General features: G+C 44.1%; 15 protein-coding genes. 4 read left to right on the plus strand and 11 right to left on the minus strand.

The genetic code is table 11. The features are described from left to right. Positions 1–4: 4 nt before the first annotated feature. From O4H49_RS20025 to O4H49_RS20055, 7 genes are read right to left on the minus strand one after another with little or no spacing between them, the layout of a single operon-like run. Positions 5–991 carry a type IV secretion system protein gene (locus O4H49_RS20025; protein ID WP_269425209.1) on the minus strand — a complete coding sequence of 329 codons (987 nt, stop codon included), beginning with the start codon at positions 989–991 and terminating at the stop codon, positions 5–7. Positions 992–1,039: 48 nt separating this feature from the next. Further along, the gene (locus O4H49_RS20030; protein ID WP_269425210.1) at positions 1,040–1,444 is read right to left on the minus strand and encodes a hypothetical protein; all 405 of its coding nucleotides are present in this window, start codon (positions 1,442–1,444) and stop codon (positions 1,040–1,042) included. Further along, a complete protein-coding gene (locus O4H49_RS20035) occupies positions 1,441–2,262 on the minus strand; it encodes a type IV secretion system protein (RefSeq protein ID WP_269425211.1) in 822 nt (273 codons plus the stop codon). Before O4H49_RS20035 ends, O4H49_RS20030 begins: the two co-directional genes overlap by 4 nt. A 9-nt stretch (positions 2,263–2,271) precedes the next feature. Further along, the gene (locus O4H49_RS20040) at positions 2,272–2,790 is read right to left on the minus strand and encodes a hypothetical protein (RefSeq protein WP_269425212.1); all 519 of its coding nucleotides are present in this window, start codon (positions 2,788–2,790) and stop codon (positions 2,272–2,274) included. A gap of 29 nt (positions 2,791–2,819) precedes the next feature. Then, complete coding sequence (locus O4H49_RS20045) at positions 2,820–5,333, minus strand: VirB4 family type IV secretion system protein (protein ID WP_269425213.1); 2,514 nt, start codon at positions 5,331–5,333, stop codon at positions 2,820–2,822. A gap of 11 nt (positions 5,334–5,344) precedes the next feature. Further along, positions 5,345–5,656: a hypothetical protein gene (locus tag O4H49_RS20050; RefSeq protein ID WP_269425214.1), complete on the minus strand. Its 312-nt coding sequence runs from the start codon at positions 5,654–5,656 to the stop codon at positions 5,345–5,347. Positions 5,657–5,674: 18 nt separating this feature from the next. Then, positions 5,675–5,983: a hypothetical protein gene (locus O4H49_RS20055; protein WP_269425215.1), complete on the minus strand. Its 309-nt coding sequence runs from the start codon at positions 5,981–5,983 to the stop codon at positions 5,675–5,677. A 135-nt stretch (positions 5,984–6,118) separates the two neighbouring features. On the opposite strand from O4H49_RS20055, the gene O4H49_RS20060 reads away from it, so the two are divergent. The 3 genes from O4H49_RS20060 to O4H49_RS20070 all read left to right on the plus strand — a co-directional run bounded on the left by O4H49_RS20060 (position 6,119) and on the right by O4H49_RS20070 (position 7,886). After that, positions 6,119–6,367 carry a hypothetical protein gene (locus O4H49_RS20060; protein ID WP_269425216.1) on the plus strand — a complete coding sequence of 83 codons (249 nt, stop codon included), beginning with the start codon at positions 6,119–6,121 and terminating at the stop codon, positions 6,365–6,367. Positions 6,368–6,922: 555 nt separating this feature from the next. Then, positions 6,923–7,597, plus strand: coding sequence for a ParA family protein (locus O4H49_RS20065; RefSeq protein WP_269425217.1), 675 nt, complete (start codon positions 6,923–6,925; stop codon positions 7,595–7,597). After that, positions 7,590–7,886, plus strand: coding sequence for a hypothetical protein (locus O4H49_RS20070; RefSeq protein ID WP_269425218.1), 297 nt, complete (start codon positions 7,590–7,592; stop codon positions 7,884–7,886). Before O4H49_RS20065 ends, O4H49_RS20070 begins: the two co-directional genes overlap by 8 nt. Positions 7,887–7,988: 102 nt before the next feature. Here the strand turns inward: O4H49_RS20070 and O4H49_RS20075 are convergent, their stop codons facing one another. Continuing rightward, the gene (locus tag O4H49_RS20075) at positions 7,989–9,272 is read right to left on the minus strand and encodes a Y-family DNA polymerase (protein WP_269425219.1); all 1,284 of its coding nucleotides are present in this window, start codon (positions 9,270–9,272) and stop codon (positions 7,989–7,991) included. After that, positions 9,238–9,678: a LexA family protein gene (locus tag O4H49_RS20080; protein WP_269425220.1), complete on the minus strand. Its 441-nt coding sequence runs from the start codon at positions 9,676–9,678 to the stop codon at positions 9,238–9,240. Before O4H49_RS20080 ends, O4H49_RS20075 begins: the two co-directional genes overlap by 35 nt. 430 nt (positions 9,679–10,108) lie before the next feature. On the opposite strand from O4H49_RS20080, the gene O4H49_RS20085 reads away from it, so the two are divergent. Next, positions 10,109–10,333: a hypothetical protein gene (locus O4H49_RS20085; RefSeq protein ID WP_269425221.1), complete on the plus strand. Its 225-nt coding sequence runs from the start codon at positions 10,109–10,111 to the stop codon at positions 10,331–10,333. Between the two features lie 175 nt (positions 10,334–10,508). Here O4H49_RS20085 and O4H49_RS20090 read toward each other — a convergent pair whose 3' ends face one another. Both O4H49_RS20090 and O4H49_RS20095 read right to left on the minus strand, forming a co-directional pair. After that, entirely contained in the window at positions 10,509–11,105 is a 597-nt protein-coding gene (locus O4H49_RS20090) for a class I SAM-dependent methyltransferase (RefSeq protein ID WP_269425222.1), read from the minus strand. Beyond that, positions 11,098–12,444 carry a DUF3560 domain-containing protein gene (locus tag O4H49_RS20095; protein ID WP_269425223.1) on the minus strand — a complete coding sequence of 449 codons (1,347 nt, stop codon included), beginning with the start codon at positions 12,442–12,444 and terminating at the stop codon, positions 11,098–11,100. Before O4H49_RS20095 ends, O4H49_RS20090 begins: the two co-directional genes overlap by 8 nt. Between the last annotated feature and the right edge of the window lie 738 nt (positions 12,445–13,182).

A 13,182-nucleotide genomic window follows, 5' to 3' on the forward strand; every position in this document is an offset into this window, starting at 1 on the left:
AATTTTATCTCCTACCAAAGGTCGCGGCTTTTCTTGCCAATGAACCCAAATCACCAGACATGCTGAAGCTGCCCCCACCCAAAATTTTTCCTATGAAAGCTGGTATTGAGAAAAGCAGAGCTACTGACAGAAGGAGAATCCCAACAAGAAACAGATAGTCTGTTGCTCCATCGACCTTAATCAGAATTTGACCGTCGCCCGGCACGCGCCCAAATGGGACGTTCATGTAGGCCCCGATTAAAAGCGCGACAACTGAAAGCATTATGCGTCCAAAAATCACATATAAACCGAAGCCGATAAGCAGTTTAAGAAACCCATCAAAGAAGCCGCTAAACCGTTCTACAAATAACGTGGGTACCAGGAAAATGCCCAAGGGCTTAATGACGATAAAACCAATCATCGGAAAAGCGGCAGTAAAGAAGCTCGCAACTGATATCAGAACAGTCGTACCCGCAAAAAGAATGGCTACAGCTATCTTTTGTTCCAGGTCTTCATACCAAGCAGAATTATCGTCTAGAATAATCAGGCTAACAACATCGGTGATGTACTCTGCAGGAGCGAATAAACCGTCACTCCCGAGCATGGCAAGTTGTAGCGTGGCTCCGACTTCGTTTAACCATTCCCAGATAAGCGTTGTTATAAAAGAATACGAGCCGTAGATTACAACCACCAGCATGGCGTAAACACCGGATTGAATTATCACCCCAATATCGCCAACAAACATATATTTCGTAACGGAAAAAACGATAAATAAAACGAGAGACCCAAAGAACAACACCCGAATGTGCCGGGTGTAAATTGAATTACCGTTAACGATACTGTCCATAACGGTATTCAAGGATGTCTCGACATTATAGAGGCTTTGCGCAAAGTAGCTTCGGCTCGCAATATCTTCTGCCGCTACAGCAGCATTTGCGTAGTCAGATAACATCATCAGCACACCCAAAAAGAGCAAAAGGCTCCCCATATGGCGCAAAGTAAGCTTGCCCATAACAGTCTTCCTATTCGTGTTTATTGATAAAGCCGAACGGCTGGTTATTTAATCGTCGCCGCGCTCTTCAAGTATCCGGCCAATACACCACTTTTCATTATCAATATCAGCTTGGGTAACTTCACCAGGCTTTCGGTCAATACCATCCCCCCCTTTTATATTCGAAAGTTCACGGTAAATTTTTTTAAGGCTTTCGCTTGTTTCAGGGACCAGGTGAATATCGCAGTATTCATTACTTCCCCTCGACCGTCCTTCATCTCGCCACTGTTGACGGACACGTTTAAAGCAGACCAGATCAACACCCCGTCCACATTCAGCAAGCTTCCTTTTGGTAAAGAGTTGATCATTTTTAAGCTGAACAGGATCTATATACGGCTTACTGGAAAAGCTGATTGCTTGCGCTTCAATAGCGATAAAACAAAGACCAAACGCGATTTGTATGATTTTTTTCATTGTGCTGAACTCGGAAGTCTCTGATTGGAAAAAGGCTCTGCAAGCTTTTCGCTTGTTTTCTTTAAGTTTCGCTCAAAACTTTCCTGCGATAATCGTTCATTTTCCAAACGACGAATTTCCTCCCTCAGCTTCAGCTCCACTTGCATTTTTTCAAGCCTAACCTGCTGGTCCCTCTGGGCCATTTCGATCTCAGTCTGTAGCAAGCCATGTTGAACTGAAGCGTTAAGGTTGTCCGGTCCAGACGGCATAACGGCCAGGGTATCCCGCCGAATCTCATTCAGGTCCTTTGTCATTTCATCTTCAGTGGAAAGAAGCCCGGTATTTTTAATTGCCTCGGTAGAATCACGTTCGGTTCCAGCCCAACCAGCTACCATCTTGTCCGCATCACCCGCAGAAAGGTATTTAACCAACTCCGCTCGCTTTAGGGTGTTGCTTTTGGGCAAATTGAACTTATTTTCCAATACGTCACGCGCTTGCTGTTCATAAAGCGGCGAGTTTGGGTCGATGCCATAGAGTTCAGAAAATATTGATTTTCCAGCAGGGCTATAAATTATTGTGTCACCAACCTCAAAGAGGTCGAGTAACTTAGCCATATCCCCATGTGCACGAGCATTCTGAACAGCATGGTTATACTGCTCTACCAACTTTGCGTATTGCTTCACTTCTTCGAGATAAATACTGTTTTGTTGGATTGCATCTTTTATAGCTTCAGCAAGGTTGGATGCATCAATTACAGGTATCCCCCCCGCGAATACGCTACCCGAGAGAGTAAAAATCAACGCACCGGAAAGGACGGTATTTAAAAGCGTTTTTCTCATATCGACCTCCTAGTTTTGATTAAGCTGTTTTAACCTGGCTTCAAGATCAGAAATGTTATTAGAAATTTCTTTCTGATGCTGATCCACATAAAGTTGTGGATTTTGTTCTGCCTTTATTGGAACTGGACTTGGAGAATAGTTCTCAGCCTTAGCCTCTAGCACCTGCATATCACCCTGAAGCGCATCAAGTGCGGCCTTACGCTTTTTTTGAAGTAGGTCCTGCTCCCAAGCTGGTAAACCCGGTGTAACTGGCTGCTCTTCTACACGACCAACAACTGGCTGCTCTTCACCAAACCGCCCTTTGTAGTTTTTAAAACTTTCCTCGAAAGAGCGTGATTGAAGAACCTGTGGCCGCGCCGCCGGTTCCTCAATATTTTCCTCAATAGCATTTCGATTGTTACTGCCAGAGATCCCCGAGATTAACGCGACCGTTAGAACCGTTGCCAACAACCCACCACCGACAACTAAAAATGTCTTAAAATGTTTGGACTTTTCTTCCGGTATTGCTTCAGCTGCAATTTCACTCATACCCTCAAACCCCTTTAACTTCAGTCAACTTACTCTGCGGCCTGTGCCTGGTGTTTTAATAACTGGATCTCTGATACGGCCCTTTGGAAACCTTCTTCAAATCCATATTGTTGGATTAGCTGGTTTCTGAGCGCGACTTCACGCGAACTTGATGTATTAATTACATATTGTTCCGGTTCAACCTGTAGAATGACCTTCTTGCTGATACCTTGTTCTGGCTGCACAATCAGAGCCTCCCGCCGTGGCACCAACCTTCTTATGGCTTCAATCTGCCCCTGATTAAGGTCAAAAGTTGAGCGGTAATCCTCGTCAATCATCTTGCCATCGGCCATAAAAATATATGTCGTTGCTGCTGTTTTTATCGCCCCCCAATCAGGAGTATCCCGATAATCTCGGGGGCTCTGTGTCCAAAGAGTTATCCCCGCCCCGTACTTGGACCACTTGCGACCGTTCTGAACGATATAATCCTTGAAAAATGGGATCTTTAAAGCGTTGTGCGCCTCGTCAATTTCAAGAAGTTTTGGGATACCTCTGTTTTTTGGATCTACAAATTCCCTGGTAATCCGGTAAAATATTTCCAGCAAAAGAGGCTGCAAAACATTTTTATCATCAAGGTAATGTTGCAAATTATAAACAGCCAAAGCCTTGTTCATGGCTCCGATCCCATCACTGGCCGCTGAAAAAATTCCATCATACCTCCCGCCTTCAAACCAGCGAGAGAACTTAACCCTCAAATCGGGCGGAACATGCGCGAGCATAAAATTCAAACTTCTAATGGAAGGCTCCAAACGCATTGTTGAGGCGATTGCTGCATCGAGCATTTTTTGTTCAGACATTACAAGCGTCTGCGCCTCAAGGTTGTCATTTGCCTTCAGCATCAACATTAAGAGGTTACTAAGGTGAGCAGAAAAACCGCTATCAGTTCCGTCAACAGCGACCCCCTCAACGGATACAAAGGGATTCAAGCCAGCTATTGCATCGTCATCACCAACCCGGAACACCCCGGCCCTCTCGGGACCAAAGAAACTCGCAAGTGTTTCCGTACCAGGATCTACATCGATAACACGGGAAAGTCCTTCATATTTCAAAAAATGGGAGAGCCTTGTATTCTTAAGGAATGTTTTACCTGATCTGGTTGGCCCTACCCCAAGAATGATACAGCGATCCCCATGATACCCGGAAAAATAAAAGGGCTCCCCGCTCTCTGTCTCAAAAATATATTCAGCCTCTTCACCGCCTATTTCTGCAACTATCCGCTTCCCAACGGATGACTTATAAACAAGCGAAAGCGCAGATGCCCGGCTAAGGGTCATCACCTTCAGGCGCATTGAATTGTAATATCCACCCGGCTGGATCGCTTTATAGGCTTCGTTAAGAACGGGACCTTCCCACGTTGGATATAACCCCCTATAGGTCATTGAGCTATCAAGACGGTCGCATATTTTTTTTAGCTGCGTCGGGTCGGTATCTGAAACAAGGATTTTTACGAAGTGAAGACCGAACGCATCTTCAACAGAAGTTGCCTCTTCAAGCTCTTCAATCCTTTTTTTCAAACCCAACCGCTCGGCACCGGGCGTTGTCTCTTTTCCCGTAATCATCGAGTAAAGGTCGAGTTTACCTCGTTCAATAACATCACGAGCCAGTTTAAATTTTAAGCTCTTTTCAAACTCTGACATTTTTGAAAAATGAGAAACAATTGTATAGTTCCCCCTATGTTTGATTAAAGGCTCAGTATCTTCAGTCCAAATTCCAAACGGTATAGCTGGCTGCTTCGTAATACTGGCAATCCGCGCATATCGGGTAGTCGGACCTTCAATCCGTAGCGCATCATCATAATTCAATCTGACAGTAGAAATATCACCACTAGAAAGGGCCAAATCACAATCATCTTGTGGGACAGGAATTTGTAATTTTTCCGCAAGATACTTTGGGTCTTGCGTCGCAAGAAATTTCATAAAAGTCCACTGTTCTTTTTCAGTAAGGACTTTAGCATCCATAACTTTCGACCATTTGGCGCTATAGTCGTAAATTACTTTTTTTAACTTCGACGAACGCTCTTTAAGTTCATCTTCGCGAACCAATAAAGCACCCTTCTCCTTTATCTTTGAAAAAAATGTTTTAATCGTTGTGGGATCAAGGAGAGACTTTCTGGCAAATTCCAACATCCCGCCATTTAAACCACTATTATCTTGAATATTAATAAAATGAATTAATCGGGTGAGGCACACACCTCTTGAGTTTAATGCCTCCTGCCTTGATTTTGATAGCTTACTAAATAATGGATCAACCCTGTCTTTTATAGATACAGTTGAACCGTCAACATGAACAAAATACTGTGTAATTGAAACTTCTTGAGGTAGAGCCCCCTGGATCGCTGCAGTCAAATATGAAAGCCGCTTATAGTCATCCAGCACCAACGTGTCCGCATCAATTCCAGATAGTTCAACCGCCCCAATCAGACCCCCTGTTTTTGTAAGGAAAAAGCCCTCATATGGACAGACAACTGAGAAGAGATCAGATATAGGGCAGTTGTTTTCAAACATACTTACAATCCTTATGCGGTAAAGCCTGCGATAAACGAAGTAATGTTAATCAAAACAATTCCCCCGATAGCCGCCCGAGCAAAGATAGCCATTGGCCCCTGTTTGGGAGCACATACAAAAATTGTGACTGCTGCCACGACACTCACGACGACAACCGCAAGCGCATAAGGACCCGTTGCAAAGTTGATCCAGTCTTGAAAGTATGCCTCGAATTTTTCAATCCCCCTGGCACCGCCACTTGTGCCGATATTGTATGCGGCGAATGCAACTTGGCTTTGAAGAGCCATAACCAATGACAAAATTCCACCCTTAACCAAACACATAATAACTCCTTGTATTTGCTATTTTATAACGACAAAACGTTTCTTCTTGTAGTTTCCCCCACGCCAGGTATTACCAGGATTCTTGATCCTCCTAACCCAAGCTTCCAAACCCTGTGGGTCGCCCTTGTGAACCGCAATCAAGATCACCACCAAAATGACACAAAGCGTTATGCCGAATACCATGCCAAAAATAACGCCCATTGAAGGTGTCATCACAAAACCAAGCAAAAAAGCCAGTGCTACCGAGCCCCAAAAGATATTGCTCGGAACACCCCATGTTGTTTGAACAACACTGAATACCCTAATATCGTCTGCTTTGTTTTCCATCACGCACTCCGTTATACTACCGTATCTCTACACGCTAAAATACTTCTTGTCAACAATATCACATCACAATAACATCACAAATGTTATGCATTGATTTTGTGTTCAAAATATATGAGTGTTGTGGAGAATTTTGACTTGAGTAACCGTATGGCTAATTTAAATTTTCGTGTACCTCAATCACTCCTTGAGAGAGTTGAGGACACAGAAGCAATGCTTCTGAAGCAACACAGTTTAGAAATATCCAGAAGTGAACTTTATCGCGCCGCGATAAATACGTTTTTGCACGCCTGTGAAGAAATAGGTGGGAGAAAGAGAATTTACGATCTTTCCGATATTCAACTGGCAATTATTGAGGCCATCAAATCCCAAGAAACAGAAGAATAAATACCTATTTTTACTTACGAACACTTTCTTGCCCACACCATCAATTTAATTTTCAACACAATCCATTGCCTATATCATGGGTTGTGTTATTTTTGGGATAATGAATCTCAAATGGATTGAATTCAAGTAAAATTTAATACTTTCTTAACTTTATTTATGGTTAACAGGACTTACATTTAAACAACATCTATTTAATCTTTTAAAACAAATACTTAAAACTGTCGAATTACAACATTCTCAGGTGTACAATCCACTTTTATATTTTATCCATATCCTCTTAACATACCCATGTATGCGCGCCTGATAATCACCTTATAAATACAGAGGTCTATTTCTTACTATTCCTCATTTTTACAGCTTTTGGTAAATAGATTATTTTTTCAATCCACCCCATCCCCAATTTATACATAAGAGAATAAGATACCTGTTAACGTATATCCGTTATCCATTATGCATTATCCATTACACGTTATACGTTAACGAATATAGGTTATTGCATAACCTATATTCGTTATGCTATGTCTTGTATTCTGAATATCTTCTAGGACGATTTGAATGACCAAAAATCATAAAGCTCAAATTATTAGCGCTCCCCAAAGAAAAGGAGGCGTGGGTAAATCCACTATGATTTGCTCCCTGGCCGGGTGGCTGGCAAAAGATGGTGCAAAAGTATGTATTATCGATACAGATCCACAAAAAACATGCGAACGATGGATGGAGAAACAAGAAATCGGCGTCTCTGTTCTATATCTGGATAACGATGAACTACTTGCCCCATCAGTCCAAAAATTGAGCGCCGATTTTGATGTGATTTTTATCGATACAGCCGGATACAAGTCTGCCATGGCAATGTACGCCATAGCACTATCAGACCTGGTGTTAATACCTTCAAAAGCCTCCGAGCCCGATGCGGAGGGCGCAATAAGAACATGGAATCATGTAAAATCGATTGGTATAACCTCAGCAAAGAAAGCGCGATCATATATCGTTTTTACCGATGTGGATAAAACCGCAAAAATCACACAGGTTGTTAAAGACGCAATTAGCGCAGAAGGTGCAGAATTTTTAGAAAAGCCGCTTTGGAGCAGGACGGGATTTAAAGAAATGCATAGCCATGGCGGGTTGCCGTCAGGATCTGCCCTTACAGCACTTAGAGAGTTTATAGGTAGTCTACAAATCAGCGGCTTAATTGATTTCTACAACATCGAAAGGGCAACGCAAAATGGCTAAATTAACGATGAACCTCAACACAACTGACGTTGAAGAAGATAAAACCATTCCGAAAGCACTAAAAAAACAAGCTAAATCGTTACCTAGCCCCCACCGGGAAGATTTAAGAGGAAAATTACGTGAAAAGACACAGTTAAATTTTCCACGCATCCCTGTGTTCTTGAAAACAATGTTTCAGGAAGCAGCAAGAGAAGCTGAAATGAAAGACATTGAGTTCCTTTACCACCTAATGCGACGCCATGGGTTAGATGTACCGCCCTATGATCAAATGGATTTAAGGAAACTATAATCCAAGGGTGAGGGGAGGGGGCCACACCCCCTCAAATCGCTGGCACTTAATATGTGACTGACCATGCTAAAAACCCTGAAGGAAAGCCGTTACAGGTAATACTCAGTAAACGAGCGGCATATCCTTCCAAAGTGTCGTGTATCTCGGGGAAACCATGCGCTGACGCATTTTCCATTCAGTCGACACACCCGAAGCCGCAAACCTAACAGTGTCGCGCCCATGGTCTTTATTCAGCTTGTCGAGAACTGCCATGAGTGTTTTCGATTTCCCGGTATCCAGCTTAAAGAAAAAATCTGGCTGCGTTGCATCGGCGTTGACCAGCCCGCCAAGAAATACACCAGCTTTTTGATACTTCAGGCCCGGCCTGTAAATTTTCTTCAGGCACCACCAAGCAGCCCGGATTATCAGTCCCGTATCGTTAGTTGCTTCTGGAAAAGCCACCGTATGGCTGTTTGAATAATAGGTCTGGCTTTCGTTATGTGGACTTGTTCGCAGAAATGCTGTCAGGGTATTCGCTACCAGGTTCTGTGATCGCATCTTCTCTCCTGCTCGTGTTGCATAAGTTGCAACAGCTTCTTGAATCCTTGGGTACTTCTCCTGGTACTGGCCGAACCCCCTAGAAACCATAATCCCTTTTTTGACAGGTGCGACTTCCTCAAGCTCCAAGCAGGAAATACCGTTGAGTTCATAAACCATGCGCTCTAGAACAACTGAGAACTTCTGCCGCAGCATTTTCGGATCGGCCCTGGACAAGTCCAAAACATTATAAATTCCAAGTTCCTGAAGCTTTGGAGTAAGGCGACGAGAGATACCCCAGATATCGGCGTTTTCAATTTTCTTCAGCTGCTCACTATCACCTGTTTCAAGCTTGAACACACCGTTATGTTCCGGGTTCTTCTTGGCAATCCGGTTTGCGATTTTGGCAAGTGTTTTCGTCCGGGCAATCCCGACGCAGACTGGCAATCCGGTATCACGTCGGGTTGTATAACGGACCCGCTGCCCCAGCTCATCAAGATCGCTGAAACCTGAGAAGTCGAGAAAGCTTTCATCTATCGAGTAAATTTCCAGGTTTGGCGTGAACTGGCGATATACGGCAACAGCGCGATCAGACATATCTCCATAGAGAGCGTAATTCGAGCTGAAGACCTTAACCCCTGCCCTTTTCAGGTCAGGCAGAACCTTATGAAACAGCCCCCCCATCTTGAAGCCCAAATCTTTAGCTTCCTGCGATCTTGCAATTATACAGGCGTCATTGTTCGACAAGACCACAATCGGAACGCCCTCAAGATCGGGCCTAAAAACACGCTCACATGACGCATAGAAATTATTGACATCTACAAGCGCGATCCAGCTATCCGAGCGAGCTAATGACATTTGTAACAACACCCCAGATTTGTAAGTCTTGTTCGCCTGAAATAGTGATCACCTGGTATTCGGGATTTTCAGGCTTCAATTGAATGATCCCCGATTGCTTATACAGACGTTTAACGGTTAGCTGGCCGTCAATAACCGCAATAACAACATTACCGTGTCTCGGGTCTATTGATCGATCGACAACCAAGGTTGATCCGGTCATGATTCCCGCACCAATCATTGAGTCACCCGATACCCTCATAAGAAAAGTTGAATGAGGATTTCGTATCAGCTGTTCATTAAGATCAATTTGGCCCTCAATGTAGTCTTCAGCTGGCGACGGAAAACCAGCTGGCACATTTGACGCCAGTAGCAACAAAGGGCAATAGGACCCAATAAAAGCCTGTCGAATACGTGAAATTGAGTTGGTTTTTGTCATGCTCAATAAATGATACCAACCAGAACACGAGTCAATGTTCTTTTTTTGTTCACGCGTCAAACATGCGTTTTTAAACTTCCTCCACCCTCTAAAATGAGGGATAGTCACCCGGCAGGGCCGAGACCCGCAGGGGCTTGGTGCAGGTTAGTGAGGAACGAGCTTACCGAGTATAGCCCGGTCTGCCCCCATGGGCAGGCATTCCCTCCTTTATTTTACAAACACCGAAATGCGGTGCAATAATAATATAATCAAAATTTTGATTAGAGCTTAAATACAAAATCGGAATACTTAAAAAAGGTATAAAATATCATAAAATCAAAAATATTGACTCCATTAACTTGAATTACAAAATAACAACACAATTTATACTATATCGATAGCTGTAAATCTGCCACGATAAATCCCCAAAAAACAAAATAGGAATTATAATATGAAAATTGACGAACTCCTCACCCCACCAGACAACAACCCAGACCACGAAGCTGCCTTCAGACGTGGCTATCATCACGGGGCATATAACATCATCCAAGCCTTAAAAAATGGGCATTCAATAGACAAGATCGAAAAATTTATTGATACCAAACTCAAAGACTGGCGGCACGATTTTACCAACCCCGCGTTTCCACCAGACCCCAACACAAAAACGGGCATTTAAAATTTAAAACCCTTCATTAGAAAATAAACAAAACCGCCTAAATCGTAACCAAAATTCTCCGAAAACGGGATGCACAGCAGACCGAAAGAGGCGATAGCCTCGCAACCCCGAACAAAAGTTCGGGGTTTTTTCGTTACCCGCCCACCAAAACACCAGGTAACTGAGATAACCAACCTCAATTCTCAAATCGAATAAGCTTTGTATAAACCTTCACATTTTGAAATGCATCAGAAGGAAGATCTTCCAAGAGCTCCGCCCTATCATTTGTAAAAGTTACCGGGACCAGGGCAACCAGAACACCGCCCGGTTTAAGTAAGCGCAATGCGCACGAGATATGCTTACGAGCTTCCCGAAAAGGGGGATTCATTATTATTCGGTCAAATTCCGATTGAGTAGCCCCGGCATATTCCAAAAAACAATCGTTAACCAAATCAACACCCGGCCACTTCCCGAAGCGTTGAGACAGATTTTCAAACAAGCCACAATGACGTTCAATCGCAGTTATTTTACAAGGCTCAATTCCACCCGCAATAAGTGCTGCAACAAGATTACCCGTTCCGGCTTCCGGCTCCAAAACAGAATGATTAGCCTCCGCATCAAGGTAATCGACCATTTTTTCACCAATAAAATCTGGTGTGACATGGCATTCAGTTGCACGATCAACCGCCAGGATCTCGGGAATTTGGAGAAGCACCTTTTCAGGTGCCCCCCTAGTTAATGGAACTAACATTGTCCGAGGTTTTGCAGGGCGAGAATACAAGCTCTTATGCATCAGCCTTCACTCCACTCAAAACAACTGAATTTGAATCAGGCGAGGGGTGAACTTTGCTATCTGTTAGAAAAACAGCAAGCCGCTTTGCTCCATAACCACGCACATTTGGATCAAGACAAACCTTTACCCTGAACGTACAACAAGAGGATAATTCCACCCATCGGCGCTCTTCATAAAGATTTGAATATTCCTCCTTCGTCATTTCAATTTGTTGATACAAATAGGCTTTACCATATCGACCAACTTCGATTGATTCCGCCTTAAAATTTAGGATCGGGGGTTTCTTTGGACCTGCCGCAGGGACTTCGTAACCAGTGTCCTGCATCAACTCGCACCATTCACTTGATGTAAGTGAAATTTCTTTTTCGCCCCCGCCGATATGCAGCGGCAAATCAACACTTGAAACGACTTTCCAGTTTTCACCATCACAAGACGCCTTCGGCTTATCTGCGCCGTGTGTCCTGACAAAAACCTGAAGGATAGCGGGGGTTATATCGCCTTCAAACCGAACTATAGGCCCTAACTCTGCTCTCTCATATCCCAAACGGTTAAGCGTGTGCAGTATCCATCTTTTCCGCGTTGGGCTGTTAATAATTAAATTGTTGTTTTCTATGCACTTTGTAATAGCTTCTTCGTGGGTGATTTTACCATTACGCAAGTCAAAATATAAGTTAACTGATACAAAAGTACCTCCAGCATAAATAGAAATTGCGTTTTCGCGTTTCTCCTTATCTTCTATCGTATTTATTTGATTCAAAAGTTTCAAATTTCTTTGCGCCGTATTCAAAGTGCGTTGCAAATCACGTAATTCTGCCAAAAGGGTTTTAATCCGGTTTAACCTCGTACGTCTGCTTGCTTTACTGTTTGCATGTGCCGCAACTCCCCGGATCTTCCAATTGTAATGTTGAATTTTATCAATCTCTTGAACCGCATTTTTCATATTATTATTAATCCGCTCTTGGTCTTTCCGGGCCTTGCGCTCTGAGTGATGGCCAACAAGAATGGGCTGACCAAATTCAAACCTCTTTGAAATTGCATTAGCCGCCACATGAAAGCCGTTGGATCTCTCTTCTGCCTTTCTCGCCGCACCCTCAAGGCGTTCAATTTTAGCCTCTGCTCTTTCGATCATTGTTGTTTGTTCCGGCTCAATTTCTCCGGCCAATTCAATGCAAAAATCCTCACGGGCTGGCGTCCAGCTGGGGGCAACAAACAACTCTTGTTTAGGAGCCCATTTAAAGCCTTGAGCTTTGACGCGCTCAAAAAGGTCTGATTCAAGGCGAGATGAAAAATATAGGCGAAGCTTGTTATCTTCCGGGCTATATGTGGCTGTAGTAAACATCTGATTTTATCCTCCCAAAAAAAAGAAACCCTGTAATCAAGGGTGATGCTCAACATCACCTCTGACCCACGGGCGAGGTGCGGGGAGGGAAGGGGAAAAGCAAAAAACAAGGAATGGATCGGCCCACAGCGTAGCGAGGACACGGGACGAAGCTTTTTTGCTTTTGGGGAGAGAGGGGCAGAGCCGCCTTGGCGTCCCCATCATACCCGGCGTAGAGCAAAGCGGAACAAAGGGGAAAACAACCTGGTTAAACGATCACGCGCCGCATTCTGAAACCGAAGCTCAAACCACAGCAATTTTCCATATGTGACCTGTCCAGGTTGTTCTCTGTGACACTGCATATGTGACAGACCAGGGGAACAAGGCGTGACGCATCGAGGAATAAAACCGTGACGAACCGGTTCTCAATTCCGTGACAGAGCTCAACAGATAGATGTGACAGACCAGGCGAACAAGCCGTGACGGCCCGGGAAAGGGATCTGTGACAGACCAGGCACAATTAATGTGACTCAACGACCGCAAACTTCGTGACGGAGAATACAATCATCTGCAGGCAAATACCCGGTATAGAGCAAAGCGGCGTACCGGGGCAGAAGAGTAGACTGTAAGGAGCTGCGCTTGCAGCGGGGGCGGCGACTTGCCTAGTCCGGAAATGTCGAGCCCTGGACGGGAGCAACGCGAAGTCCAGTGCGAGCCCGGAATAGGCAATCCATATAATCTTCCCTAAAATAAGGGATA

Source organism: Kiloniella laminariae (assembly GCF_027214005.1).
Lineage (GTDB): Bacteria > Pseudomonadota > Alphaproteobacteria > Kiloniellales > Kiloniellaceae > Kiloniella > Kiloniella laminariae_A.

Excerpts from the sequence above, each read along its gene's own strand:
- O4H49_RS20090 (WP_269425222.1), bottom strand. The coding sequence starts at position 11,105 with ATGCATAAGAGCTTGTATTCTCGCCCTGCAAAACCTCGGACAATGTTA.
- O4H49_RS20085 (WP_269425221.1), top strand. The coding sequence starts at position 10,109 with ATGAAAATTGACGAACTCCTCACCCCACCAGACAACAACCCAGACCAC.
- O4H49_RS20095 (WP_269425223.1), bottom strand. The coding sequence starts at position 12,444 with ATGTTTACTACAGCCACATATAGCCCGGAAGATAACAAGCTTCGCCTA.
- O4H49_RS20040 (WP_269425212.1), bottom strand. The coding sequence starts at position 2,790 with ATGAGTGAAATTGCAGCTGAAGCAATACCGGAAGAAAAGTCCAAACAT.
- O4H49_RS20025 (WP_269425209.1), bottom strand. The coding sequence starts at position 991 with ATGGGCAAGCTTACTTTGCGCCATATGGGGAGCCTTTTGCTCTTTTTG.
- O4H49_RS20080 (WP_269425220.1), bottom strand. The coding sequence starts at position 9,678 with ATGACAAAAACCAACTCAATTTCACGTATTCGACAGGCTTTTATTGGG.
- O4H49_RS20035 (WP_269425211.1), bottom strand. The coding sequence starts at position 2,262 with ATGAGAAAAACGCTTTTAAATACCGTCCTTTCCGGTGCGTTGATTTTT.
- O4H49_RS20065 (WP_269425217.1), top strand. The coding sequence starts at position 6,923 with ATGACCAAAAATCATAAAGCTCAAATTATTAGCGCTCCCCAAAGAAAA.
- O4H49_RS20050 (WP_269425214.1), bottom strand. The coding sequence starts at position 5,656 with ATGTGTTTGGTTAAGGGTGGAATTTTGTCATTGGTTATGGCTCTTCAA.
- O4H49_RS20070 (WP_269425218.1), top strand. The coding sequence starts at position 7,590 with ATGGCTAAATTAACGATGAACCTCAACACAACTGACGTTGAAGAAGAT.
- O4H49_RS20045 (WP_269425213.1), bottom strand. The coding sequence starts at position 5,333 with ATGTTTGAAAACAACTGCCCTATATCTGATCTCTTCTCAGTTGTCTGT.
- O4H49_RS20055 (WP_269425215.1), bottom strand. The coding sequence starts at position 5,983 with ATGGAAAACAAAGCAGACGATATTAGGGTATTCAGTGTTGTTCAAACA.
- O4H49_RS20030 (WP_269425210.1), bottom strand. The coding sequence starts at position 1,444 with ATGAAAAAAATCATACAAATCGCGTTTGGTCTTTGTTTTATCGCTATT.